Annotated in this window: 24 protein-coding genes and 1 pseudogene; 21 read left to right on the top strand and 4 right to left on the bottom strand. The window is 42.1% G+C overall.

The annotated features are described in order from the left end of the window. Positions 1–238 precede the first annotated feature (238 nt). Both OQ5_RS0116185 and OQ5_RS0116180 read right to left on the bottom strand, forming a co-directional pair. A complete protein-coding gene (locus OQ5_RS0116185; RefSeq protein ID WP_016778492.1) occupies positions 239–793 on the bottom strand; it encodes an RNA polymerase sigma factor in 555 nt (184 codons plus the stop codon). Between the two features lie 247 nt (positions 794–1,040). After that, complete coding sequence (locus tag OQ5_RS0116180) at positions 1,041–1,493, bottom strand: hypothetical protein (RefSeq protein ID WP_016778491.1); 453 nt, start codon at positions 1,491–1,493, stop codon at positions 1,041–1,043. A gap of 393 nt (positions 1,494–1,886) precedes the next feature. Here OQ5_RS0116180 and OQ5_RS0116175 point away from each other — a divergent pair, with 393 nt between their 5' ends. Both OQ5_RS0116175 and OQ5_RS0116170 read left to right on the top strand, forming a co-directional pair. Further along, positions 1,887–3,188 (top strand): O-acetylhomoserine aminocarboxypropyltransferase/cysteine synthase family protein, encoded by a 1,302-nt coding sequence (locus OQ5_RS0116175; RefSeq protein WP_016778490.1) that lies wholly within the window; start codon positions 1,887–1,889, stop codon positions 3,186–3,188. Between the two features lie 92 nt (positions 3,189–3,280). Beyond that, entirely contained in the window at positions 3,281–4,480 is a 1,200-nt protein-coding gene (locus OQ5_RS0116170; protein WP_016778489.1) for a homoserine dehydrogenase, read from the top strand. Positions 4,481–4,483: 3 nt separating this feature from the next. On the opposite strand, the gene OQ5_RS0116165 is transcribed toward OQ5_RS0116170, so the two are convergent. Together OQ5_RS0116165 and OQ5_RS0116160 are read right to left on the bottom strand one after the other, a co-directional pair. After that, the gene (locus OQ5_RS0116165; protein ID WP_016778488.1) at positions 4,484–5,188 is read right to left on the bottom strand and encodes a ComF family protein; all 705 of its coding nucleotides are present in this window, start codon (positions 5,186–5,188) and stop codon (positions 4,484–4,486) included. Between the two features lie 17 nt (positions 5,189–5,205). Then, complete coding sequence (locus OQ5_RS0116160; RefSeq protein WP_016778487.1) at positions 5,206–5,448, bottom strand: GlsB/YeaQ/YmgE family stress response membrane protein; 243 nt, start codon at positions 5,446–5,448, stop codon at positions 5,206–5,208. A 488-nt stretch (positions 5,449–5,936) separates the two neighbouring features. Between OQ5_RS0116160 and OQ5_RS0116150 the strand changes: the two genes are divergently transcribed. The 19 genes and pseudogenes from OQ5_RS0116150 to OQ5_RS25150 all read left to right on the top strand — a co-directional run bounded on the left by OQ5_RS0116150 (position 5,937) and on the right by OQ5_RS25150 (position 24,073). Beyond that, positions 5,937–6,662 carry a hypothetical protein gene (locus OQ5_RS0116150; protein ID WP_016778485.1) on the top strand — a complete coding sequence of 242 codons (726 nt, stop codon included), beginning with the start codon at positions 5,937–5,939 and terminating at the stop codon, positions 6,660–6,662. Next, positions 6,659–7,471, top strand: a complete 813-nt coding sequence (locus OQ5_RS0116145; protein WP_016778484.1) for a DUF5677 domain-containing protein — start codon at positions 6,659–6,661, stop codon at positions 7,469–7,471. The genes OQ5_RS0116150 and OQ5_RS0116145 overlap by 4 nt, the downstream gene beginning before the upstream one ends. 410 nt (positions 7,472–7,881) lie before the next feature. After that, positions 7,882–8,295, top strand: a complete 414-nt coding sequence (locus OQ5_RS0116135; RefSeq protein ID WP_016778482.1) for a Fur family transcriptional regulator — start codon at positions 7,882–7,884, stop codon at positions 8,293–8,295. A 70-nt stretch (positions 8,296–8,365) separates the two neighbouring features. After that, positions 8,366–8,671, top strand: a complete 306-nt coding sequence (locus tag OQ5_RS25335; protein ID WP_082179605.1) for a DUF6660 family protein — start codon at positions 8,366–8,368, stop codon at positions 8,669–8,671. Positions 8,672–8,807: 136 nt separating this feature from the next. Beyond that, entirely contained in the window at positions 8,808–13,151 is a 4,344-nt protein-coding gene (locus tag OQ5_RS0116125) for a CusA/CzcA family heavy metal efflux RND transporter (RefSeq protein ID WP_016778480.1), read from the top strand. A gap of 17 nt (positions 13,152–13,168) precedes the next feature. Next, positions 13,169–14,470 carry an efflux RND transporter periplasmic adaptor subunit gene (locus OQ5_RS0116120; protein ID WP_016778479.1) on the top strand — a complete coding sequence of 434 codons (1,302 nt, stop codon included), beginning with the start codon at positions 13,169–13,171 and terminating at the stop codon, positions 14,468–14,470. 12 nt (positions 14,471–14,482) lie between these two features. Beyond that, a complete protein-coding gene (locus tag OQ5_RS0116115) occupies positions 14,483–14,812 on the top strand; it encodes a P-II family nitrogen regulator (RefSeq protein ID WP_016778478.1) in 330 nt (109 codons plus the stop codon). 120 nt (positions 14,813–14,932) lie between these two features. Further along, on the top strand, positions 14,933–17,440 hold the full coding sequence (locus tag OQ5_RS0116110) for a heavy metal translocating P-type ATPase (RefSeq protein ID WP_016778477.1): 2,508 nt from the start codon (positions 14,933–14,935) through the stop codon (positions 17,438–17,440). 279 nt (positions 17,441–17,719) lie between these two features. After that, positions 17,720–18,568: a helix-turn-helix domain-containing protein gene (locus OQ5_RS0116105; RefSeq protein ID WP_255297590.1), complete on the top strand. Its 849-nt coding sequence runs from the start codon at positions 17,720–17,722 to the stop codon at positions 18,566–18,568. 167 nt (positions 18,569–18,735) lie between these two features. After that, positions 18,736–19,383 (top strand): DUF6448 family protein, encoded by a 648-nt coding sequence (locus OQ5_RS0116095; RefSeq protein WP_016778474.1) that lies wholly within the window; start codon positions 18,736–18,738, stop codon positions 19,381–19,383. A gap of 81 nt (positions 19,384–19,464) precedes the next feature. Further along, the gene (locus tag OQ5_RS0116090) at positions 19,465–19,911 is read left to right on the top strand and encodes a hypothetical protein (RefSeq protein WP_016778473.1); all 447 of its coding nucleotides are present in this window, start codon (positions 19,465–19,467) and stop codon (positions 19,909–19,911) included. A 211-nt stretch (positions 19,912–20,122) separates the two neighbouring features. Beyond that, positions 20,123–20,536: a Fur family transcriptional regulator gene (locus tag OQ5_RS0116085; protein WP_016778472.1), complete on the top strand. Its 414-nt coding sequence runs from the start codon at positions 20,123–20,125 to the stop codon at positions 20,534–20,536. An 82-nt stretch (positions 20,537–20,618) separates the two neighbouring features. After that, on the top strand, positions 20,619–21,143 hold the full coding sequence (locus tag OQ5_RS0116080) for a hypothetical protein (RefSeq protein ID WP_016778471.1): 525 nt from the start codon (positions 20,619–20,621) through the stop codon (positions 21,141–21,143). Between the two features lie 116 nt (positions 21,144–21,259). Then, positions 21,260–21,646, top strand: coding sequence for a DUF302 domain-containing protein (locus OQ5_RS0116075; RefSeq protein WP_016778470.1), 387 nt, complete (start codon positions 21,260–21,262; stop codon positions 21,644–21,646). Between the two features lie 47 nt (positions 21,647–21,693). Further along, positions 21,694–22,161 (top strand): hypothetical protein, encoded by a 468-nt coding sequence (locus OQ5_RS0116070; protein ID WP_016778469.1) that lies wholly within the window; start codon positions 21,694–21,696, stop codon positions 22,159–22,161. Between the two features lie 5 nt (positions 22,162–22,166). After that, the gene (locus OQ5_RS0116065) at positions 22,167–22,958 is read left to right on the top strand and encodes a cation transporter (protein ID WP_016778468.1); all 792 of its coding nucleotides are present in this window, start codon (positions 22,167–22,169) and stop codon (positions 22,956–22,958) included. 6 nt (positions 22,959–22,964) lie between these two features. Further along, positions 22,965–23,240, top strand: a pseudogene (locus OQ5_RS24935) (cation transporter); the annotation flags it as partial. A gap of 67 nt (positions 23,241–23,307) precedes the next feature. Beyond that, complete coding sequence (locus OQ5_RS24930; protein WP_255297589.1) at positions 23,308–23,856, top strand: cation diffusion facilitator family transporter; 549 nt, start codon at positions 23,308–23,310, stop codon at positions 23,854–23,856. A 13-nt stretch (positions 23,857–23,869) separates the two neighbouring features. Beyond that, on the top strand, positions 23,870–24,073 hold the full coding sequence (locus OQ5_RS25150) for a GDCCVxC domain-containing (seleno)protein (RefSeq protein WP_082179606.1): 204 nt from the start codon (positions 23,870–23,872) through the stop codon (positions 24,071–24,073). The last annotated feature ends 460 nt before the right edge of the window (positions 24,074–24,533 follow it).

Raw genomic sequence — 24,533 nt, 5'->3', positions numbered from 1 at the left:
ATTAAATAGATAAAGTCGTTCATTATTACGACATTCTTTTGAACAGTGATATTTTGACAATTAATCATCACAGGTGCAGACTTTTTGAAAGATTTACTTGAAAAACCTTGCACTTTGAATGATATTATTGGCTATAATTAATTTATTATTAATCTTTTAATTGCTTTTCAGCAGGCCCTAATTATCTTGACTACCTGCCAACAGAAATCTACTGATCTTATATCTACAAATCTTATATCTACCGATCTATTGTTAATAATGCTTTTTGTAAATTCTTCCTGGCCCTGAAAACCAGGCTCTCGGTCGCTTTCTGAGACATATCCATTACCTCTGCTACTTCTTTTATGCTTAATTCCTGATAGTAGAACAACACAAATGCTTTTTTCTGATTACTTTTCAATTTGTTAATGGCCTGCCATATCTGCTTTTTTTGTTCTTCTCTTTCGAGGTTTTCTTCGGCATAGTTGCCGGAATATTGCGACTCGTTGACTTCGTTGTTGATTCCGACAAACGAGCGTAGCTTGTTTTTTCTTACCCTGTTGATGGCCTGATTTACTGCAATACGGTAGAGCCAGGTGCTGAATGTGGAACGGCCATCGAATGATTTCAATGAGTGCCAGACTTTAACAAAAATATCCTGGGTCAGGTCTTCGGCATCATCTGCATTATGCAAAAAGCCCATGCTGGTTTGAAATACTTTTTGACGGTATTTCTCTACCAACCGGGAAAAGGCTTCGGTTTGACCCTCTTTTGCCTGATTTACCAATTCGCTGTCGCCGGACGGTCGCTGCATGCAGATTGTTAAAGAATTTTGAATTTGAGGTAGAGACGCCTAATTTGGCGTCTCTACCTAATTAGTGTCTGTCCATAAAGTACCATTTGCTGTGTTATGCTCGCCGCCAACATCCTCATTTACGATTAGTAAACTCCGGTTTTGGCGGCTTCGCAAGCCTTGCAACTGGTACTTTCTGAACAGACACACATATTGTAAAAATTTTTGCGAGTTTATAGACACGCACTAATTATATTAACAAAACACATTAATTTCTGTTTTGGCCTGTTCCGCCGCCACTGCCATCACGCAGGCGCTGCCGTCCGGTACCGTCTTCCAGGTTGTCGCAGGTGCCATTGTTGTTGGTGTCAACATAATTGCCTGAACCACCGCCTTGTCCGTCGCGAATGGCACGAGGACCGGAGCCATCTCTGCGGCCATTGCCGCGACCAAGTCCTATTCCTTGTTTGTTACCACGGCCAAGTCCTTTTCCGTTAATACGTCCCTGTCCGTTTCCGTTGCCCGGACCTAAACCTTTTCCCGGACGGTTGCCGTCGTAGTTGTCGCAAACACCGTCGCCGTCATTGTCAACAAATCCCGGACGTACATTTTGCGAAGTTTGTTGCTTTTGATCGTTATCGGCGTTGTTTTGTGCCTGAACATTGTTGGCTGCAAATGCAAATCCTGCAATTATTGCCAATGAAAATACTAACTTTTTCATAACTCTTTATTTTTTATTGTTTTCATCCTTTTGACAATGGCAGGGATAAAATCATTCGGGTTGTGGTGGAAAAATTTTTTTAAAAAATATTTGTATTTTGGATAAAGTTGTCCATATTTGCAAAGAGATAATACAGCGAATGAAGAATAGCACTTCAAATATTATCCATCCGGTTGCCGCAACAAACAATATTTGCGGAACTTCCTTCACTACCACAACAGGTATGATGATGGGACGAATGTCTATGGCATAAGTCTCGTTGACGCATCATATCTGTATCTAAGCAACAAAATTCCGATAAATTTTAATTTCAAATTGAATCAGATACCGGTGCGTCAATGCAACCGGGAAGAATTGATTTTTTTAGTAATTAACCTATAAATTCTTAAAACTATGTCTGATTTTAAATTTGAAACGCTGCAGTTGCATGCAGGACAGGAAGTGGACCCCGTAACCAATTCACGGGCGGTACCCATTTATCAAACAACATCCTATGTCTTTAATGACTCTGAACATGCTGCCAACCTTTTTGGATTGAAGGAGTTTGGCAATATCTACACCCGTATTATGAATCCCACTACCGATGTGTTTGAAAAGCGTATTGCTGCATTGGAAGGCGGCGTTGCTGCATTGGCTGTGGGTTCGGGACAGGCGGCTCAGTTTATTGCCATCACCAATTTTCTGCAAGCCGGTGATAATTTTATCTCTACATCCAATCTCTACGGAGGTACATTCAACCAGTTCAAAGTTCAGTTTAAACGGCTCGGGATTCAGGTCAAATTTGTTGAAACCGATGATCCGGCTGATTACGAAGCACAAATTGACGATAATACCAGGGCCATTTATGTTGAAACCATTGGTAATCCCCGGTTCAATATTCCGGATTTTGAGAAACTGGGAGAAATTGCTGCCAAACATGGTATTCCGCTTATCGTTGATAACACATTCGGTGCGGCCGGTTATCTTTTCCGGCCGTTGGAGCATGGTGCCAATGTTGTTGTGCAGTCGGCAACCAAGTGGATCGGTGGCCACGGGACATCCATCGGCGGCGTTATCGTTGATGGTGGTAATTTTAACTGGGGCAATGGCAAATTCCCAGCATTTACCGAACCCTCCGAAAGTTATCACGGACTTAAATTCTGGGAAGTTTTTGGTGCTGATGGTCCTTTTGGCAATATCGCTTTTGCCATTCGCGCCCGAGTGGAAGGACTTCGTGATTTCGGGCCTGCATTGAGCCCATTCAATGCATTTTTGCTTTTACAAGGGCTGGAGACTCTTTCTTTAAGAGTTGAGCGTACGGTTCAGAATGCTCTGGAATTGGCAAAGTGGCTAGAAAAACATCCACAGGTTGAGTATGTTAATTATCCGGGACTGGCATCAAGTCCTTACCACGAACTCGCTAAGAAATATCTTAAACGTGGTTTCGGAGGTGTTTTAAGTTTCAAAATCAAGGGACCGGAGGGCACAGCTGATAAATTTATCAACAATTTGTCGCTGGTTAGTCACCTGGCCAACGTGGGCGATGCCAAAACGCTGATTATTCATCCCAGTTCGACTACGCACGAACAGCTTTCTGCCGAAGACCAGAAAGCCGCGGGTGTAGAACCCGGATTGTTGCGTGTTTCGGCAGGGATTGAACACATTGACGACATAAAAGCCGATTTTTCGGCAGCTTTTGAAAAGGTTGGAAAGTAAACCGCCTTTATTGTTTATATTTGTGGCCCGTTTGAAGTTCCGGCTTCCGGAACCTCATGGGCCACTCATTCACTTCCGCTAAACTTAAAGAAATGTCACGACAAAAATTAAACATAGGGCTGTTTGGATTCGGTGTTGTGGGACAGGGGCTTTACGACGTTTTGGAAAAAAGTCCGGCACTCGATTCCAGGGTAAGCAGGATTTGCGTTAAAAGAAGAATTAAACGGTCGCTGCCCGATGATATGTTTTGTTACGACCCCGATGAAATTCTTGAAGATGAAGGCATCAATACCATCGTCGAGCTGATCGACAATGCGGATGATGCCTATTTTATTGTGAAAAAGGCGCTGCAAAAGGGGAAAAACGTGGTTTCGGCCAATAAAAAAATGCTGGCTGAACATCTTTCGGAAATGGTGACCCTGGCAAAAGAGAAAAATGTTTCGTTACTCTATGAAGCCTCAGCTTGCGGCAGCATCCCGGTAATACGCAATCTCGAGGAGTACTATGACAACGATCTGTTGCTATCGGTTACAGGAATTCTTAACGGCTCATCAAACTATATTCTTTCTAAGATTTTTGACAACCATGAAAGCTATTCCGATGCTTTGAAAAAGGCGCAGGAATTGGGCTTTGCCGAATCTAATCCCTCATTCGACGTGGATGGATTCGATTCTTTATACAAGCTGATAATTTTGACAATGCACAGCTTTGGCGTTATTGTCTCTCCCGATGAGGTTCTTAATTACGGGATTTCCAATATTTCCGAATTTGATATCAATTACGCCCGCGAAAAGGGTTACAAAATAAAACTGGTAGCTCAGGTAGAACGCCTGCGCGATAAGAAAATTGCACTTTTTGTTCTGCCCCGGTTCGTAACCCGTGATAAATATATCTACAGTGTGGAAGATGAGTTTAATGGTGTGGTGATTAAAGGTGTCGCTTACGACAAACAGTTCATGTTTGGTAAAGGCGCCGGCGGACACCCTACCGGGTCGGCAGTGCTTTCGGATATTACCGCCCTGGGACACTATTATCGCTACGAGTATAAAAAAGCCAGCTACTTTGGCGGCTTTAAGTACTTTAAGGAAGGAGCTATTGAGGTATATCTGAGATACAGCAATCCGGTAGTGCTGAGGAATTTTGAATTCAAATCGGTCTCGGAAGAATATCACGGACCTAAGTATCACTATAAGATCGGCTTTATCAGGCTGGATAAGCTCATTGCTATTAAGGATAAGCTGCGAGAACTGGACATATTCCTGGCTGCCACGGGTAAAGCGCTGAATTACTGATATCTATCCGGTGGCATATCCTATGGTTAATACCGACATTTTGGAGCCCGCAACTTCCTCCAGAGCATGGCAAAAGGCTTCAAGGGTAGAACCCGTGGTGACCACATCGTCAAGAACAAGAATGTGTTTTTTGACGAGATGTTGATGATTTATTACTTTGAAGATGCCTTCCACATTTTGCCATCTTTCGAATCGTCCGCGACGTGTCTGGCTTTGAGAATGGACAGTGCGAATAACAGCCTGACTGACAACAGGAATTTTAGTGACTTCATGAATGCCCTTTGCCAGAAGTTCAGCCTGGTTATAGCCACGGATTTTTTGTTTGCGATAATGCAGCGGTACGGGAACCAAAACATCGGCCTGCCGGAGTATGTTGGTTCCCGTTAATAATTTGCCCGCAATATTGCCGAGGTATATTCCCGTTTCTTTTCCACCTTTGTACTTAAGCTGATGGATGAGCTTTTGCAATAGTTCCCCTTTTCGGTAGTAAAAAACAGAGGCGGCATTTTCAACCCTTGCCCGGCCCCAAAATATCTGTGCCACCGGATTGTCAGGGTCTTCCACAAAGTTTGTTTTGGGCAATCCCGACTCGCAGGCACGACAAATTACGCTTCGCGAACTGCCCAGTACCTCCCCGCATCCTTTACAAATTGAAGGAAACAGAAGTGCTGAAAAGCCTGAAAGGTATTTGGAAAAGGGGTAGGTCATTCTTTTCGCTTCGGTGATTACTTCTTTTTCAGGAGAGAAACAATCCAAAGCAAAATGATGGCTCCGACTGTTGCCGAAATGAGTTGCCAGATTAATCCATGCCCGGCAAGTCCCAGAAACTCAAATACAGCTCCGCCGATGATGCCACCGATCAAACCTACAACCAGGTTCCATAATAGCCCGAGGCCGGAACCTTTAAAAATCAAACTTGCAAGATAACCTGCCAGAAGTCCGATCAGAATAGAAAGTAAGAGTCCCATTGTAATTTATTTTAGTTAAACATAAAACGGTTATTAGCGGAAAGTTAATGAAAATTTCGGGACTCAGTGTGCTTATGTTATTGATTTTTTACTTTATGTTTTCTCTGTTAATAAAAAAACAGATAATGAAGATGAAGGGGAAATGATATTTTCGATATATTTGTTGATAATGGAACGTTAGGTTTTAAGATACCTCCATGGTGTCTGCCTGTGCTTAGCCGGTTGCAAAGTTTAAAGGGTTATTGGGTTAAAACAATGCTTCGTTCAACTATTGCAAGTAAGCGATAATCAGTTGTAAAAAAACAAAGCAAAAAAATATCACATAAAAACGATGTTTATATCATACAACGATTTATAGCAATAATTACAATATATTCGTTAAATCAGTCAATTACAGCGATATTTTGACTGTGCTTTTAATGGATATAAAGACAATGACGCTATGGGGACGTTATGCGCAACCATGCCAGAGTGCAAACAGATAAGCAATGAGTAAGAAAATTTTAGAAGACCATAAAAAAGAAGGGAAAAGATTAAGACCACCTCTAACAACAATTGGAAATTTTGTTGACTTAAGTTGGGTGGATTATATTATCCCAGATGTCATTTGGATTACATTGCTTAGAGACAAATTTGGAGATAAACTTGGAACTGAACTTGTTAATGAATTTATTGTAATATCGACAAAGCACGAATCTGCGAAATTTAGAAATTATGCCCTGATAAGTTCATTCGAAACTTTACCTTCACAAAATAAAACTGAAATTTTTAATGACCTTAAGAAAAAGGGCATTGTAAGTCCTATGTTATCAGGACTTTCTGATTTTTTAGATATGTATCCCAAATGCCCACTTAACTTTATACGACCGAATGATTACTCTACGAAAGTAATAGATGTTAAATTCTTATTGAGATATAAAGAAATTCTATGGGATTTAATTGATAAGCGTAGCAAAAAATCAACGTTTACAATTGCAAATGTAGTCTATTCAATGTTTGTCTTGGATAGATTAAAAATTGTGAAAGATTCTCCAATGACTCAGTTTCCTAAAATTCAAGAATATCCTGATACCGAGATTTCTAGAATGATAGCATCTTCATTAAGAGCTTCAATTAATGCATTTTACAATGTGGAAATGTTTGACAAAGATAATTCAACTTGGGCGAAAGAATTTTGGAATAGAGGAATTGAAATTGAAGCTTGCAAATTATGAAAAACAAAGAAATTGAATTGAATTTTTCAAAGATAATTGAGCAATACTCGGATAATCTAAAAAACGAGCTTAAGGAATTATGGAATGGATTTAAGATAGACCTATCTATAAAAGAACAATTTGAGGTAATTGGTGGAATCATTGCTAGACAGATTACAATAACCACTCATTTTGCTTCAAATTCAAATATATGGACTGGTGATTTAGCACCAATAATTTTGAGAAGCTTGGCAGATAACTATATTAATTTAGCTTGGATTCTTGAATCACCAAAAGATAGAGCACAAAAGTTCATTTTACACGGGCTTGGCCAAGAAAAACTGATGGTTGAACATCGCAAGAATCAAATGATAAGTGATGGCTTAAATCCAGATGAAGATGAGTTAATTAAATTTTCAGAACAGTGGATTAATAGCCAACGATATACTTTTTTAACCGATGTGAATCTAGGTAGTTGGTCAGGTTTAAGTACTCGTGAAATGGCTCAGCAAGCTAATTGTATGGATTTTTGCAATTTTGTTTATCAGCCCTTTAGTACAGCAGCACACAATATGTGGAATCATGTTGCAAAGTACAATCTCAGAACAAGTGATAATGTATTACACAAGTTGCTTAAAGTACCTGTGATTTCTGAAATTACTTCACATTTAGACTATCTTGATTTAGCAGCAAAGTATACCGATAAATGTTTCTGGATTTACTACAAAAAGTTTCCAAACGATAAAGAAAGAAAATCATCATATAATATTTTAAAAGAGCAACTTAAAGAATTGGAGAAAGAAATTAATAATAAAAATGGCAGCGCATAACACGCAATATACGTAAGCCGGGTGATGTGGGTAAATTTAACTTTTGTATATTTAATCAAAATTGTAACGGTTTGATAGGTTGGAGCTTCGAAATCCCGGCCTCCGCATATTGCCATCCGTTAGGGGCAAGTGAAAAAGACACAACGACAACCTGAAATGATAATTATAAAAAATGATATATCAGTGGATTTAGCTTTATGATAAGACAGTGCAAATTTGATGGAAATTTATTTTGTTTTTTTCTTCCTCCGCAAAAAAGAAACCCCATCCACCTTGCAGCACATTTCCAAGCCCCCACAAGCCAACGCCCAAACCAAAGGCTTGAAAAAGAGCTGCAATTCTGCCTACGCACAGGTGCATAATTGTTACATTTAAGCTTTGAACAAACCGAGATTGTTAAAGTTAGTATAATGAAAAAGGACATAGACAACAAACTCAAATCCAAAAACATCAAACCAACCGCCATGCGCGAATTGGTATTACAGGTTCTAACCGAACAAAAAACAGCTATCAGCCTACCCGAATTAGAACAAAAATTTGAAAAAGCAGACAAAGCCACATTATACCGTACATTAAAAACTTTTGAAGAAAACAAACTGATTCATTCAATTGATGATGGTTCGGGCTCTGTAAAATACGCCTTGTGCCAGGAAGCTTGCGAGTGCCAACCCGATGACCTGCATGTTCATTTCCTTTGCACAATATGTAACCAAACATTTTGTTTGAACGACATCCCTGTTCCAACAATAAACCTCCCCAATAACTTTTCACTCGAAAACGTGAATATGGTGGTAAAAGGCATTTGTTCAAATTGCAAGAAATAACTTTGCAACCCGGTTGCATGAACTTTGGGGTATCTTTGCCGTTGTAATTCAGAAAATACCGGAATTTTAAATGAAATATTTAGCAGTAATATTATCAATGTACGTAATGGTTTTAACAGCCTCACCATGCAATGATGTACATGCTGCCAATACAAATTCTGTTTCTCTGGAATTATCAGAACAAAGCCCGAATCAATCAAACGAAGTTGATTTATGTTCTCCGTTTTGTTTTTGTAATTGTTGCCAAACACTTTCTTTCCCTTCATTTTTTAGTATTTCCTTTATCAATTTAGTAGTAATTACTTTAGATATTAAATTGAAAGAACCTGCAATTTCAAGTCCTGTTGCATCTATCTGGCAACCACCCAAAATATAATTCATTTCTTCTTTCTCTAAAACTGAGCATTAAGCTCATGTATCATTTCATAGATATGATATAATAGTTTTTCCATGATTAAACATATGGATTTTAGCTAATTAATTGAATACAATTAAAAATTTAAAGAAATCAAATGATAAATAATATAATATCTTTTTCAATAAAGAATAAGGCACTCATCGGGCTGTTGACCATAGGGCTTATCATCGGGGGTATCTGGTCGATGACCAAAGTGCCTTTGGATGCCGTGCCCGATATCACCAACAACCAGGTGCAGGTGATTACCACCGCGCCCAACCTGGGCACCGAAGACATAGAGCAGTTTGTAACCTACCAGGTGGAACTTTCGGTGGCCAACCTGCCGGGGGTTATCGAAATTCGTTCGGTTTCCCGGTTTGGGCTGTCAGTGGTTACCATTGTTTTCGAGGACAATATGGGAACCTACCTTCCCCGGCAATTGGTAAGCGAAGCCCTGGCAGAAATTAAGGAAAAAATCCCGGAAGGATTTGCCGAACCGTTTATGGCGCCAATCAGTACCGGATTGGGTGAAATCTACCAGTACACGCTGGAAGTACAGCCCGGTTACGACACTGTGTATAACGACATGGAACTGCGCACCATGCAGGAATGGATTGTAAAACGCCAGATGGCAATGGTTCCGGGAGTAGTTGAGGTAAACTCCTTTGGCGGACGTGGCAAACAATACGAAATCTCCATAAACCCCGATAAGCTACGCAGCATGAACCTGACCATTGCCGACATTTTCGAGGCTTTGGAAGATAATAATCAGAATACCGGAGGGGCTTATATTGAGAAAAATTTTCAGGCCAACTTTATCCGTGGCGAAGGTTTGATGCGCTCGCTCGATGACATCCGCAACACGCCGGTAGCCAATGTAAACGGGCAACCTGTTTTTATACGCGATGTGGCCGAAGTAAAATACGGAAGTTTTGTGCGTTACGGGGCTTTTACCAAAGACGGTAAAGGCGAAGCCGTAGGCGGTATCGTGATGATGCTGAAAGGTGAAAACTCCAACGATGTAATCAAGGATGTGAAAGAACGCATGGCGTTAATCCAGAAATCGTTGCCCGAAGGCGTTGAGATAAAACCATTTCTCGACCGAAGCAAACTGATAAAAAGCACTACTTCAACCGTTGCAGAAAACCTGTCGATTGGGGCGCTGATTGTTATTTTTGTCCTGGTCATCTTTTTGGGCAATTTACGGGGTGGTTTACTGGTGGCATCGACCATACCGCTGGCTTTGCTTTTTGCTTTTATCATGATGAAAGTGTTTGGCGTATGGGCCAACCTGATGAGCCTCGGAGCCATCGACTTCGGTATTCTGGTTGATGGGGCAGTAATCATTGTGGAAAGCATGATTTTTTACCTGCACAGGAACGAATTTATCGGGAAGAAAATCGGCCTACCCCGGCGCAATGAAATAGCCTACAATTCAGCCAGTAAAATGATGAACTCTGCATTTTTCGGTCAGCTTATTATCCTTATTGTCTTTATCCCGGTACTGGCATTGCAGGGCGTAGAAGGTAAGATGTTTAAACCTATGGCCATGACCTTCGGTTTTGCCGTATTGGGTGTTATGGTGCTTTGTTTAACCTATATTCCCATGATGGCTGCACTTTTCCTGAGACCGCCTAAAACAGATAAAAAGACTTGGGGCGAGCGTTTTATAGAGAAACTAGAAAACCTTTACGAACCCGTAATTGGCTGGGCTTTACGCAAAGGAAGGCTTGTATTGGGAATTGCACTTATGCTTTTAATTTCCGGTGGATTTCTTTTCTCACGCATGGGAGCCGAATTTATTCCACAACTGGATGAAGGCGATTTTGCATTTCAGGCTTTCCTGAAACCGGGAACATCATTATCGGAAGTGAAGGATGCATCTACCCGTTTAGAAAAAATAGTACTGGAAAACTTTCCCGATGAGGTAGCATCCATTCAAAGCCGTATCGGGGTTGCTGATTTGCCCACCGACCCCATGCCAATGGATATTGCCGATATTTTTGTTATTCTTACACCGCAAGACGAATGGACAAAGGCCGAATCGAAACAGGAACTGATTGACAAGGTAAAGGAAAAGGTAAGTGTGTTGCCGGGTATTAACTACGAATTTACCCAGCCTATCGAAATGCGGTTCAACGAACTTTTAACTGGTATCAGGCAGGATGTGGCTATAAAATTATATGGCGATGACCTGGATATGCTGGCAGACAAAGCCGATGAAATTTCAGACTTAATCGCGGGAATTGAGGGTATTGAAGGAATAAGCGCTGAGAGAACCAGTGGATTGCCTCAAATAACCGTTAACTATAACCGTACCAAACTGGGGCAGTATGGACTCAAAATTAAAGACCTTAATACTGTGGTTGAAACAGCATTTAGCGGGGGTGTTGCCGGGGTAATTTACGAAGGTGAGCGAATGTTCGACCTTGTGGTACGCCTCGACGAAGAACACCGCCAAAGCATTGACGACCTTCGGAACCTGTTTGTAAACACCCCCACCGGTAACCAGGTACCACTGAAAGAGGTAGCTGAAATAAGCTATCAGCCGGGGCCCATGCAAATCAGCCGCGACAATACCAACAGGCGCACGTATGTGGGCATTAACGTGGAAGGCAGGGACGTTAAATCGCTGGTGGAAGAAATACAGCAAACACTTGATGAAGAACTGGAATTGCCTTCGGGCTATTACATCCGCTACGGCGGCGCTTTTGAAAACCTCGAAAGGGCAACCCAACGGCTTTCACTTGTTGTGCCACTCGCTCTGGCATTGATATTTATGCTGGTTTTCTTTGCCACAAAATCGTTTAAACAAACCCTGATGATTTACATGGCCATCCCACTGGCAGCAGTGGGCGGAATACTTTCGCTTTACTTGCGGGGAATGCCGTTTAGTATTTCGGCAGGCGTAGGCTTTATCGTGCTGTTTGGTGTGGCAGTGTTAAACGGACTGGTATTAATAAGCGGTTTTAACGAGTTAAAAGAAGAGGGAAAACTTAGCCTGGGTGATATTATCAAAAAAGGTTCCATTCGCCGGGTACGCCCTATTTTCCTCACCGCTTCAACTGATATACTCGGTTTCCTGCCTATGGCCATTTCCACATCAGCAGGGGCGGAAGTGCAACGTCCGCTTGCAACGGTGGTCATTGGCGGAATGTTAACGTCCACGCTTCTAACACTGGTCGTGTTGCCTGTTTTATATAAAATGGTAGAGTCGGGCAAAACAAAACTGAAAGCGCCCAAACTCAATACCACGGTAATAATCCTGTTGTTTATCATCGGCGGGCTTGGAATTTCGGGCAGCCTGAAAGCACAGGAAAACAACGTTACCCTTGAGCAGGCTATTGAACGGGCTAAGGAAAACTATCCTTCGCTAAAAGCCGCTTCGCTCAATGTTGAAAAACAAAAGGCCCTGAAAGCCACAGCTTATGATTTGGGCAGCACCTCTATATACACCGGAAAGGAGGAGACCGGAAATGGTGAGGTGGGTATTCAAACCCAAATTGGATTGGCGCAATCGGAAATTGACCTGTTTGGCATACCTGCTAAAAACAAGCTGAATGAATCGCGCATCAACCTGGCCGAATCAAGACTTGAACTGACCGAAAATGAGTTGGTCAGAAACGTGAGCCTGGCATGGTACCGGGCATTGGTAGCCAAAAAGCAAACCCAATTGTATAACCGGCTCGACAGTGTTTATGCCGATTTCCTCAGGGCTGCCGGGTTGCGTTTCGAAACCCAGCAAACATCCAAAGTAGCTTATCTGGCGGCTTCTGCCAAATACCAGGAATTAATGGTTAACATGAAACAGGCAGAGAGCGAATACATGGCTTCTTTGCAACTGCTGAACCAGTACCTGATGTACCCCGATGGTGTTGAAATTGCCGATGCCGGGCAGGAATGGGATGAAACCATTCAAACTTCCTACCCGCTTGATTCGTTAAACGCCGTCCCTTTGCTTAATCTTTACAGGCAACAGTTGGATGTTTCCGAAGCAGAGTGGAAAGCCGAAAAAGCAAATTTTTTGCCTAAGCTCGATTTGGGGTATTCCCGGCAATCTGTCGATGGAACATCCGGTTATTATGGATGGGAGGCCGGTATCTCCATTCCTCTGCTGTTCTTCTCCCAGTCGGGCAAAACAAAAGCCGCCCGTATTAATTACGAGATGACCGGGCAGCAATTCAAGCAGCGGGCGCTCGAACTGAACGCTTCCTACAAAGAACTTTTAAGCCGGTACAGGGTAATGAGCGAAGTGTTGGAATATTATAGAAACGAAGCGCTGCCGCTTGCCGACGAACAAATTGAAGCCGCCAACCTGGGTTACCGTTTGGGCAGCCTCGGTTATATCGAGTTTATTCAGAATACCGAATCAGCCATTAAAACAAGGCAGGAATATTTATCCCGGCTGGCGGAATATTTCGAAATTAAGGAACAATTGGAATACATTACAGGTCAATAATTAAAAAAACAGATACAATGAAATCAAAAATAATCATAGCACTTCTTGCAGTAGTTACGCTCATGTCGTGCAACAGCAACAAAAAAGAAAACAGTGAAACCGGGGAACAGGTGGAGCACGAGGGACCCGAAGGCGTGGTAATGCTGAACGAACTTCAGCGCGAAGCCCTGGATTTAAAACTGGGGAGTTTCAGTATGCGCAACCTCACCACAATGGTAAAAACAAACGGTGAAATGCAGGTGCCGCCCGCTAACTCGGCAGAAGTTACGGCCGTAATCGGGGGAAATGTACGGGATATCAGAGTTTTTCAGGGCGACAAAGTGCGCAGAGGACAAACCCTCGCCATTCTCGAACATCCTGATTATATCAAATTACAGGAAGATTTTGCCGAATTAGCCAGCCGGCTCGAATTTCTGGAAATGGAGTATGAACGCCAGAAAGAGCTCTTCGAGAACAACGTAGGCGCAGGCAGGGAGTTCCAACAGGTAAAGTCGGAATATAATTCGGCCAAAGCCAAGTACCAGGGATTGAAAGCCCGCTTGCAACTCCTGCACCTCTCGCCCGAAAAAGTTAAAGAGGGAGAGATTTCCAACAGCGTTCCCATTGTTTCACCCATCAACGGGTACGTAAATGAAATAAACGTGAAAGTGGGTACCTATGCCGGGGCACAGGACATGCTTTTTGAAATTACCGACAACAGTGAAATCCACGCCGATTTTCAAGTGTACGAAAATGATGTGCATTTACTGGAAAAAGGACAAAAGGTACATTTTACCGCAGCCAATATTCCCGATAAGGAGCTCACGGCAACGATTTTTGCCATCGGACAGGAATTTGAAGCCAACGCCAGGGCCGTGCACGTGCATGCCAGCTTGGATGAAACAGTTCCGGGCCTTATTCCGGGCATGTACATTTCAGGCCATATCCATACCGATGAAAATTATACCCGCACCTTGCCCAACGATGCCATTGTTTCCGAAGGCACAAAATCTTATATTTTTGTTTTGGACAAAGAAGCCACCGAGACAAAACACGAGCATGAGGAAAACCATGCTGACGAAGACGAACACGCACATGATGAAACACACGCAGAAGAAAGCGATGAGGAGCATGCCGGACATGAAGGAGACACGCACCAGGGTGAAGAGGGTGAAGTGATGGCTTTCCGCATGGTAGAAGTAGTTGCAGGCATGCAGGACGAAGGGTATACAGAAGTAAAACTGCTAAATCCGCTGCCTGAAAACACACAAATAGTACTCAATGCAGCCTATTATTTACTGGCAGATTTGGGGAAAGAAGAAACTGAACACGAACATTAAAAAATTAACACAATGAAAGAAATAAAAGCATTTATAAGGCCCAATAAAGTAGATGACATAGTGCATCATTTAAAAGATGCAGGTTTTGAGAATATGACCATTTCATCGGCAGAAGGTACCGGGAAATTACAGGATGAGGATGCATTTGTCTCACAAAAATTTTCCATTACCGACAGCGAAGTGGCCAAACTGGAGCTTGTGGTCAATAAAAACGATGTGGATAAGGTGGTGCAAATTATTTCGGAATACGGTAAAACCCTGAACCCCGGTGATGGGTTGATTTATGTTTCTGATGTTGAAAAGGCGTACCGGGTAAAAACAGGATTGGAAAACGGGTTGTAAAAAATTGAAAAGGTTGCTGCACATCTAATTTTGATTTATGGCAGCCTTTTCTTTACCTTCATAAAATCAGGGTTTGCCAAAAGTAGAATTGAACATTTTCATCGTTAATATACAAACAACATGAAAAAACTAAAATTAGAAATACCGCTTATTTTACCCGAAGTGCCGGACGAAAAAGACCAATGTGTTCAGGAGCTTATCTCACTGCTTCAGGAGCAAAAAGGACTGGAAAAAGTCCACGTTTCAGAGGCTGCAGAAAATGGAGTACCCCAGCTTTGTTTTCACTATGACCCGGAATTGATTTCCATTGACCGGGTACGTTCAATTGCCCGGCAAACAGGGGCGTCCATTACCGAAAAAACCGGGCATAAACTCATCGGCGTAGAAGGCATCCGCCACCCGCGCCATGCACGCAGTGTCGAACGAAACCTACGCGACTTAAACGGTATCATTGAAGCATCGGTTTCTGCCTCCGGAATGGTACGGGCTGAGTTCGACACAAGGCAGATTGATGAAGCAGCAATAGTTGAAGCTTTACGAAAAGAAGGCCTTGGTATAACCGATACTGCCTTAAAAGCCGGGAAATATCTTCGCGGCATCAAAGAAACGGAGAAAGCGCCGAAAGACAAGCAGCCTGAAAAAAAGCCTGAACACGAAGAAAAAGAAGGGGAAGAACATGAACATGCCCATGGCGGCCTTTTTGGTAAAAATACGGAGTTGATTTTCTCCATCATTTGCGGAATATTGCTGGCCATTGGTTTTGGCCTTTCATTCGTGGATGCAGTCCCATCGTGGGTTAGCCTGTCGCTGTATATCGGAGCTTATTTCTTTGGCGGTTTCTACACGGCCAAAGAAGCCATACAAACCGTTGCCAAAGGCGGTTTCGAAATTGACTTTCTTATGCTGGTTGCAGCCATCGGTGCAGCTATACTGGGCGAATGGGCCGAAGGCGCTTTGCTGTTGTTCCTGTTCAGCATGGGCCACGCACTCGAACAATTCGCTATGAACAAAGCCCGAAAATCCATTGCTGCTTTGGCTGAACTTGCCCCCAAAACCGCCTTGCTAAAGAAGAACGGGAAAACAGAAGAGGTAGGCATTGAAAAACTAAGTATCGGCGACGTTATCGTGGTGAAGCCCAACACCAAAATCCCGTCCGATGGCGTTGTGGTGAGCGGCGAAAGCAGCGTGAACCAGGCCCCCATCAAGGGCGAAAGTGTACCGGTGGATAAAATACCGGTAGACGACCCCCAAAAAGATTATTCCAATGAAAAAGACATCCGTGATGAAAACAGGGTTTTTTCAGGCACAATCAATGGTAACAACACGCTGGAAATTAAAGTCACCAGAGAAGCCAGCGACTCTACCCTCTCCCGTTTGGTAAAACTGGTGAATGAAGCCCAAACGCAGAAATCGCCCACCCAGCGGTTTACCGATAAGTTCGAGAAATACTTTGTGCCGTCTGTTTTAGGATTGGTGGTATTATTGCTCGGGGCTTTCGTGGTCATTGACGAAAATTTTAGCGACAGCTTTTACAGGGCGATGGCCGTTCTGGTAGCCGCCAGCCCTTGCGCGCTGGCCATTTCCACACCAAGCGCTGTACTGAGCGGGGTGGCACGTGCAGCCAAAAGCGGGGTGCTTATCAAAGGCGGACGTCCTTTGGAAGACCTGGGTGTTTTAACCGCCCTGGCTTTCGATAAAACCGGAACGCTTACCGAAGGCAAACCAAAACTCACAGAAGTAGTTCCGCTGAACAATACCGATGAAAATGAATTGCTGAAAATGACAATAGCCGTAGAAAACCTGAGCGACCACCCGTTGGCAAAGGCGGTGGTCAGGGACGGCAGAAAACGTTTGGAAGGTAATAGTATTCCCGAAGCCAGAGACCTTGAAGCCGTTTTGGGAAAAGGTATAAAAGCGACATTGGGTGAAGACAAAGTGTATATAGGAAACCTGGAATTATATGAAGCCCTCGATGATAATAAACCTTCGGAGGAAATTACAGAAAAGGTAAAAGCGCTTGAATCTGACGGGAACACCACCATGCTTATTCGCCGGAATGGCGATTATTTGGGTATCATTGCTTTAATGGACACTCCGAGAACGGAGGCAAAAAGCACACTGGAGCAATTAAAGAAAACCGGTATTAAACGGATGGTCATGCTCACGGGCGACAACCAGAAAGTGGCCGATGCCGTGGCCAAAGAAATAGGCCTGACCGATGCCTGGGGCAGCCTGTTGCCCGATGAAAAGGTGGATGCCATAAAAAAACTCAGGAAGAAGGAATCCAAAGTGGCAATGATAGGCGATGGCGTAAATGATGCCCCCGCCATGGCCAACAGCACCGTTGGGATAGCCATGGGTGCTGCCGGTTCGGACGTGGCTCTCGAAACCGCAGATATTGCCCTGATGGGCGACAAACTGGAAATACTTCCCTTTGCCATTGGACTGAGCAGAAAAGCAAAAGGCATCATAAAACAAAACCTTTGGATTAGCCTCGGTATCGTAGCGATACTTATTCCTTCAACCATACTTGGCCTGGCCGGCATTGGCATTGCCGTGTTGATTCACGAAGGGTCAACTCTTGTTGTGGTATTTAATGCATTGAGGTTGTTGGCATATAAAAAATAACCAATGAAATATATTTTCCTGATAGCTGCTTTCAATGCCTTGTTTTTTGCGGTTCTGATTTTACAGAAAAAAAAGGCTTTACATGATAAAATACTGATTTATTGGTTAATTTATTTAGGGTTATACACAGGTATATATGCCTTGTTTTCAAATAAACTATTTACAGATTTTTACCTCCTTTCAGCAAGTTTTATTTCATTACTCTTACTTCACGGGCCATTCTTGTTTTTATATATTTCTGCATTGATTGACCAAAAATTTAGATTTAACAGGAAAAAATTGGTACATTTTATTCCTTTTATCCTATTCAACCTTTATATAGTCATTGCATCCTTTTTACCCGAAATATCGGAACGAATAAGATTAGCCCATGTAGAACGTGAACATGGGGCTCCTTTACTTTTTAATTTATTCCTGATTCTCATAGTTTTATCCGGACCATTCTATTTTATTTTATCCATCCGGCTTTTTAAAAAATTGGATATCAATATTTTCAATAATTTTTCATCGTATGAGAATGTTAACCTCGATTGGCTACGGAAGCTTGTTTATACTTTTGGGGCTGTTTGGACGGTTTTAATGTTTTTTGCCACTGTCCATCATGTTTTCGGGTTGTTCTCATGGGTTTTTTGTACGCATGGCCTTACTCTTTCTTTGTCTGTTTTCATCATCTTAATCGGCTATTTCGGCCTAAAGCAAAAGGAAATTTTTATTCAATATCCTGACAGTAGCATCGAATACGTTACGGAACCGAAGCCGAAATATTCCGGCGTGGTCATGAAAGAGACTGATGCGAAAAAATATGTAAGCAAAATACGAAGTTTTATGAGCAACGAAAAACCCTATTTGGACGCTAACCTTTCACTTCCCGGGTTAGCCGAAAAACTCAATATACCTTCCCATCATCTTTCGCGTGTTATAAATGAACAGTTTAATGTCAACTTCTTCGATTTTGTTAACCAATACAGGGTGGATGAAGTTAAATCAAGGATGGACAATCCCGAATTTGAAAATCTGACCATTTTAGGAATTGCATTCGATTGTGGTTTTAATACGAAATCGGCATTCAACAGGGTATTTAAAAAACTAACCGGGTTCACCCCAAGTGAATATAAGAAGCAACTCTAAAATGGTTATAATCACCCGCACTGGTTATTTTTTACCTGAAGTCCTATATTATGGACTTCAAATTGTTGCTAAATGGGTACTACTTTACAAAGTAGGTCGCACAACATTGTTACCTGTTGTACTTTTGTTCCAGATAATTCAATTAAAAACGTTTAAAACAATTTATTATGAAAACAAAAGGTTTTAATTCAGGAACGGGAAGTCGCGAAAAGCTTCAATCCCTTAAAAGCAATTTACAAACAATCCTCCCGATTGTTCTTGTTTCGTTATTCTTGCTATTCTCTGCATTTCCCGCCTCCGCCCATTGCGACCGCAAAAATGGACCGGTGGCTGTGGCTGCAAAAGAAGCTCTCAAAACCGGTGACTTTAGTAAAGTTGCTATTTGGATTGGCGAAAAGCAGGAAGAAGAGTTGAGGAATAAATTCAGGCAAAGTTTAAGTGTTTACAACAAAGGTGGTGAATCAAAGGAACTGGCAACGGAATATTTTATGAGTAACACGGTCAGGCTGCACCGTGCAGCGGAAAGCATGCCTTTTACAGGATTGAAACCGGCCAGCCCCAATGCCCCGGATATTGCACTAGCAGAAAAAGCCCTTGAAACCGGTGATATTGCCCCCTTACAAACACTTTTCAAAGAGGAATTGGAAAAAGAAACTTCTGAGTGGTTCCAAAATGCTTTGGAGGCTAAAAAGAATAAGAACAAAAGTGTAGAAGCCGGCCGTCAGTGGGTGGACAGTTATGTAAAGTATATCATATATTCTCATAAACTCTACCAAAATATTCAGGCCGGTCCCCCACATGGAGTTGGTGAATAGATTAACTAAACATCTTTTTAATGACTCTTGTTGAAGATATAAAGAACCAATTAAAATCATATAACGTAAAATAAAAGTATCATGGAATTTAAAACACCTGTATCATTAAATAAAGAGCATGAAGAATTACATGCCATGCTCCGGCAAGCCACGCAGCTTTCAGGCAAAACAGGCGAAGCCGCAAAAACAGTTGCTGAATTGATGCATCCGCATTTTGTCAAAGAAGAAGAGTACGCGCTTCCCCCTTTGGGGCTGTTGCCATCTCTTTCATCAGGAAGCCTTTCTGAAGAAATGAAAGAGGTTTTGCAAATGACGGACAAACTGAAATCAGAACTTCCGGAAATGTTGGCAGAACATAAACAAATTGTTGCGGCTTTGGAGGTTTTAGTGCAACATGCAACAGCAGAACATCATCCTGAGGTTGCTGAATTTGCTCAAAAACTTATGCTTCACGCACAAACAGAAGAAGAATTTTCATACCCCACCGCTATATTAATTGGCGAGTTTATTAAACTTAAATTCAAATAAGCAATTGTTTTTCTTATCGCTTTGGGGGCAACTTCTGCAAAAACCGGTGGCTCTAATATTATAAAAACGATTGTGAGAATTACAGTTTGGGGAACCATTGCTATGGCGCTTTCCGCGTTGGTCGGCTATATATTTGGTGTAAATGTTTGATTTTAGGTAAATTTGGATTTTATAAACGTTGAAAATTTTTGTCTCACAATTATTTACCCGAATGGAAAACAATGAAATTGAAAAGAAACTCGAATCAAAAAACGTGAAGCCAACAGCCATGCGAACCCTGGTTTACAAGACACTTGCCGAAACCGGGAAAGCGCTGAGCCTGACGGATTTGGAACAGCGATTTGAAAAAGTGGAGCGTTCAACCATATTTAGGGCGCTTAAAACATTTGAAGACAATTTCATTGTGCATACAGTTGATGATGGTTCAGGCTCAGTGAAGTATGCCGTTTGCGATGATGAATGTACCTGTAATATACATGATTTACACGTTCATTTTTATTGTACGCGTTGTGGCAGGACACGTTGTATGAAAGAACTTCCAATTCCCAACATTAAACTGCCTGAAGGCTACACCTACGATAATGCGCAATTCATCATTAACGGGGTGTGCCCGCGCTGCGATTAAACTTTGCAATAGTGTTGCACTAACTTATTGGTAATTTTGATGTTGAAATTATTAGAATGTCTAACATCAAAAATTAATAATTATGAACGCAAGAAATTTTAAATTGACTTTTTTACTGGCAGGTTTAATCGTTTTCTCTGTTTCACAGGCGATGGCACAGCACCATTGCTGTAACTCAAACTGGTCGGCTAACGCCGGGGCCCAATGGTGGAATTACAACACACCAGTAGAATATGCTTTAACAGCCAAACAAATTACGGAAATCAATGAGCTACGTAAAAACAGTTACGAGAAAAAGCTGCCAATTGAAAATGAACTTCGCAGCTTAAGAATGGAATACCGGGCTGCTAATTCAAATCCCGAGCTGGATGTAAAAAAGGTGAAATCACTGAGAAGCACTATCCGCGATAAAGAAGAAAAGATTGAGGATATCAACCTGGAGACAAAAGTTCAGGTAAAAAAACTTCTCTCTGAAAAGCAGCTTACATATTTTAACAACAATAATTACAGCTGGTGGGATATATCAGAAAACTGCTGGTATTCCGGTAACATGGGAATGGATTCGCGTAAACAGATGATGATGTCTCACAGAAATAATTGTTGGTAAATACCAATTTATTTTAAAACTAACACTGAAGCAAGTGAGATGAATTTTCAAACCTTGCTTTAGTGTTATTAAAAATTGCAGTATAAAATCATGTTAACTTTTAAATTTTGTTCAATATGAAATATTATTTTGAAAAAACAGTCGATTACTCTTTCGACGAAGCAGTAGAAAAAGTAACCGAAGAACTTAAAAAAGAAGGGTTCGGGGTACTGACCGAGATTGATGTGCAGGCCACATTGAAAAAGAAACTGGATATTGATTTCAGAAAATACCAAATTTTAGGGGCTTGCAATCCTCCTTTTGCACATAAAGCGCTGCTGGCCGAAAACAAAATCGGGGCCATGCTCCCCTGCAATGTGATTGTGCAGGAACTGGATAATGGCAAAACAGAAGTAGCTGCCGTTGACCCGGTGGCTTCCATGCAGGCGGTTGAAAATGACAAATTAGGTGGAGTTGCCAGCGAAATCAGGTCGAAACTTGAAAAGGTCATTGAGAATCTGTAATACTGCATGAAGTTTAAATGGTAGAAATATTCAGAGAAACTTTTAAAATGAGAAAACAACTTTTTTTATTGACCATCGTATTTTTTCTGGCTTTCACAGCGAATGCACAGGAAGGCGAACGGTTAAAAGTAATCACAGGGGTACGTGTTAACCCTTTTGTGATGTACGATTTTGATGGTAACAAAAAGGAAATAACCCGTATCCATGCCGAATTGGGCGCCATGTTTAACAATAAAACCTATCTGTCGGTGGGATACACGCCCTTTGCCAACGCCATCTACAATTTTAACGAATACTGGTTTGTAGGGTTCGACAAAAAAATCCCGGTATCGTGGGTTTTGGCGGAAGAGTATATGATAGATGAAAATAAATTCATAGTCCAGACCGGCCCCAATTTCAAATTAGGGAACGTGGGAAATGCGTTTGTATTTCTGTTTACCCCTGTTGATAATATTGACTGGGGCTTGAAAGTGGGCGCTTTTATTCCTTTAAATGTGGTTTTGCATAAAGATTAGTTCACATGTTCAAATCTGTATTTACCATCAGTAAAATGGACTGCCCTTCCGAAGAATCCCTTATCAGGATGAAGCTGGAAGGGATTTCATCCGTTAAAAACCTAGTTTTTGATATTGAAAACCGGAAGCTGGAGGTATATCATTCAGGCCCTGTGGATGAAATCCACCAGGCAATCAGCCAGCTAAAATTAGGTGACAAACTCGGAAATACTACCGAAACGGAATTACCGCCCGGTGCACACGATTCACAACAGCTGAAAATACTCTGGTGGGTGCTGGGCATCAATTTTACCTTTTTCGTGGTGGAAATTACCACAGGCTGGATTTCGCACTCCATGGGACTTGTGGCCGATTCTCTGGACATGCTGGCTGATTCTATTGTTTACGGGCTCAGCCTTTTTGCAGTGGGTGCGGCCATTTCACGAAAGAAAAAAGTAGCCAAAATCAGCGGGTATTTCCAGATGGGGCTGGCTACGCTGGGTTTTGCCGAAGTGCTGCGACGTTTTTTCAGCAATAGCGAAACGCCCCTTTTTCAGTGGATGATTATTGTTTCCATCCTGGCGCTTGCCGGAAACCTGGTTTCGTTGTGGCTCATCAACAAAGCCAAAAGCAAAGAAGCGCACATGCAGGCCAGCGCCATATTCACCTCCAACGACATCATCGTGAACGGCGGGGTTATCCTGGCCGGTATGCTGGTGTATTTACTAAACAGCAAATGGCCTGATTTGGTCATTGGTGGCATTGTTTTCACCTTTGTGATGCGCGGGGCAGTGAGGATTTTAAAACTTTCGAAGTAATCAATTTTGGCACACGCGCATGAACATACTACGCAAAAAAGTTACGGAAAAGCTTTTGCCATTGGCATTGGTTTAAACATCGCCTTTGTTGCTGTTGAAATATTTTATGGTCTGGCAGCCAACTCATCAGCATTATTAGCCGATGCAGGTCACAATGCCAGCGACGTTCTGTGTTTGATTTTTGCCTGGGCAGCAATCCGGCTTGCTTCTATAAAGCCAAAAGGGAAATATACATACGGTCTTAGAAAAACAACCATCCTTGTATCGATACTCAATGCGCTATTGCTTTTTGGAGCAGTAATAGCCATCGGTTGGGATGCCATAGGGAAATTCAAAAAATCCCGAACCCGTGGCAGGTACTCAAGTGATGATTGTTGCCGGAATAGGCGTGGTAATCAATACCATTACGGCTTTGCTGTTTATGAAAGGCCAAAAAGTCGACCTGAACATCAAAGGAGCATTCCTGCACATGGCTGCCGATGCCGGGGTGTCGTTGGGAGTGGTTGTTGCCGGATTATTGATTAACCTCACCGGAATCGAATGGATTGACCCGGTAATGAGTTTTATCATCATCCTGGTCATCCTTTGGGGCACCTGGCGCTTGTTTACCGATTCCATAGATTTGGCGCTGGATGCCGTACCTAAAAACATCAACCTCGAAAAAGTCAGGGAATTACTGTTGGCACAAAAAGGTGTTGAAGAAATTCACGACCTACATGTTTGGGCAATGAGCACCACCCAAATAGCTTTAACCGCCCACCTGATAATGCCCAAAGGGTATCATGATAAATTTATTGCTGAATTACAGGAGAAACTTGAACACGAATTCGGGATAGGACACACAACCTTTCAAATTGAGAATGAAAGGATTGAAAAAGAATGCAAAACTGTTTGTTGAAAACTTTAAAGAAATGAAAATTCAATACCATTCAATCATAACCTGCCCAAATTGCGGGCATCAAAAAGAAGAAGAAATGCCGGAGGGTTCCTGCCAGTTCTTTTATGAATGTAAAAATTGCCATACCGTTTTAAAACCAAAACAGGGCGATTGTTGCGTGTTTTGTTCGTATGGAACAGAAAAGTGTCCTCCCATTCAATCTGGGCAATGTTGTTGAATTTTTGTTTATATAAAATTTAGTTCTTAAAATCATTAGAAAGCCCACCCTATTTGTTAGCACATTGGCAAGCCCCACAAGCAAACACACGACCAAAGCTTACCAAAGAGCTTACAAAGCCAGCCCAAGTAACCGCCTTTAAGGGCGGTTTTAGGGTTGCCCTCCCACAAAAAAGCAAAATAAATTTGTGCTTCGTGGATAGGTTGGTGCGGATTGAAAAAGACAGTGAAATGACAGCTAAATAATTGATAAACAGACAGAAATGAATGAACACCAGCCCCTAACACGCGGTCATAAAACATTGCGCGGATAGTGCTATATTTGAGCAATATAACATTTAATCAACAGCTTAGCGGGCTGATAAGTTTGTGTTTCAAAATGCGCAACGTTTCATACCGCCGACCGTTAGTGGCCAGCAAAACAAAAGCACCTGGCACGTGTAATTCATGTTTTATTTGCA

Source organism: Anaerophaga thermohalophila str. Valhall (genome assembly GCF_000250735.1).
In the GTDB taxonomy this organism is placed as follows: domain Bacteria; phylum Bacteroidota; class Bacteroidia; order Bacteroidales; family Marinilabiliaceae; genus Anaerophaga; species Anaerophaga thermohalophila_A.
The sequence above is the reverse complement of the archived record's forward strand: the minus strand, read 5'-3'. Positions and strand labels throughout refer to the sequence as shown.

Coding starts and splice junctions, on each gene's coding strand:
- OQ5_RS0116125 (WP_016778480.1), top strand. CDS start 8,808: ATGATAAATAATATAATATCTTTTTCAATAAAGAATAAGGCACTCATC.
- OQ5_RS25335 (WP_082179605.1), top strand. CDS start 8,366: ATGAAATATTTAGCAGTAATATTATCAATGTACGTAATGGTTTTAACA.
- OQ5_RS0116070 (WP_016778469.1), top strand. CDS start 21,694: ATGAGAAAACAACTTTTTTTATTGACCATCGTATTTTTTCTGGCTTTC.
- OQ5_RS0116135 (WP_016778482.1), top strand. CDS start 7,882: ATGAAAAAGGACATAGACAACAAACTCAAATCCAAAAACATCAAACCA.
- OQ5_RS0116185 (WP_016778492.1), bottom strand. CDS start 793: ATGCAGCGACCGTCCGGCGACAGCGAATTGGTAAATCAGGCAAAAGAG.
- OQ5_RS0116160 (WP_016778487.1), bottom strand. CDS start 5,448: ATGGGACTCTTACTTTCTATTCTGATCGGACTTCTGGCAGGTTATCTT.
- OQ5_RS0116090 (WP_016778473.1), top strand. CDS start 19,465: ATGGAATTTAAAACACCTGTATCATTAAATAAAGAGCATGAAGAATTA.
- OQ5_RS0116150 (WP_016778485.1), top strand. CDS start 5,937: ATGAGTAAGAAAATTTTAGAAGACCATAAAAAAGAAGGGAAAAGATTA.
- OQ5_RS0116120 (WP_016778479.1), top strand. CDS start 13,169: ATGAAATCAAAAATAATCATAGCACTTCTTGCAGTAGTTACGCTCATG.
- OQ5_RS0116085 (WP_016778472.1), top strand. CDS start 20,123: ATGGAAAACAATGAAATTGAAAAGAAACTCGAATCAAAAAACGTGAAG.
- OQ5_RS0116075 (WP_016778470.1), top strand. CDS start 21,260: ATGAAATATTATTTTGAAAAAACAGTCGATTACTCTTTCGACGAAGCA.
- OQ5_RS0116065 (WP_016778468.1), top strand. CDS start 22,167: ATGTTCAAATCTGTATTTACCATCAGTAAAATGGACTGCCCTTCCGAA.
- OQ5_RS0116180 (WP_016778491.1), bottom strand. CDS start 1,493: ATGAAAAAGTTAGTATTTTCATTGGCAATAATTGCAGGATTTGCATTT.
- OQ5_RS0116175 (WP_016778490.1), top strand. CDS start 1,887: ATGTCTGATTTTAAATTTGAAACGCTGCAGTTGCATGCAGGACAGGAA.
- OQ5_RS0116080 (WP_016778471.1), top strand. CDS start 20,619: ATGAACGCAAGAAATTTTAAATTGACTTTTTTACTGGCAGGTTTAATC.
- OQ5_RS0116145 (WP_016778484.1), top strand. CDS start 6,659: ATGAAAAACAAAGAAATTGAATTGAATTTTTCAAAGATAATTGAGCAA.
- OQ5_RS0116115 (WP_016778478.1), top strand. CDS start 14,483: ATGAAAGAAATAAAAGCATTTATAAGGCCCAATAAAGTAGATGACATA.
- OQ5_RS25150 (WP_082179606.1), top strand. CDS start 23,870: ATGAAAATTCAATACCATTCAATCATAACCTGCCCAAATTGCGGGCAT.
- OQ5_RS0116110 (WP_016778477.1), top strand. CDS start 14,933: ATGAAAAAACTAAAATTAGAAATACCGCTTATTTTACCCGAAGTGCCG.
- OQ5_RS0116170 (WP_016778489.1), top strand. CDS start 3,281: ATGTCACGACAAAAATTAAACATAGGGCTGTTTGGATTCGGTGTTGTG.
- OQ5_RS0116095 (WP_016778474.1), top strand. CDS start 18,736: ATGAAAACAAAAGGTTTTAATTCAGGAACGGGAAGTCGCGAAAAGCTT.
- OQ5_RS0116165 (WP_016778488.1), bottom strand. CDS start 5,188: ATGACCTACCCCTTTTCCAAATACCTTTCAGGCTTTTCAGCACTTCTG.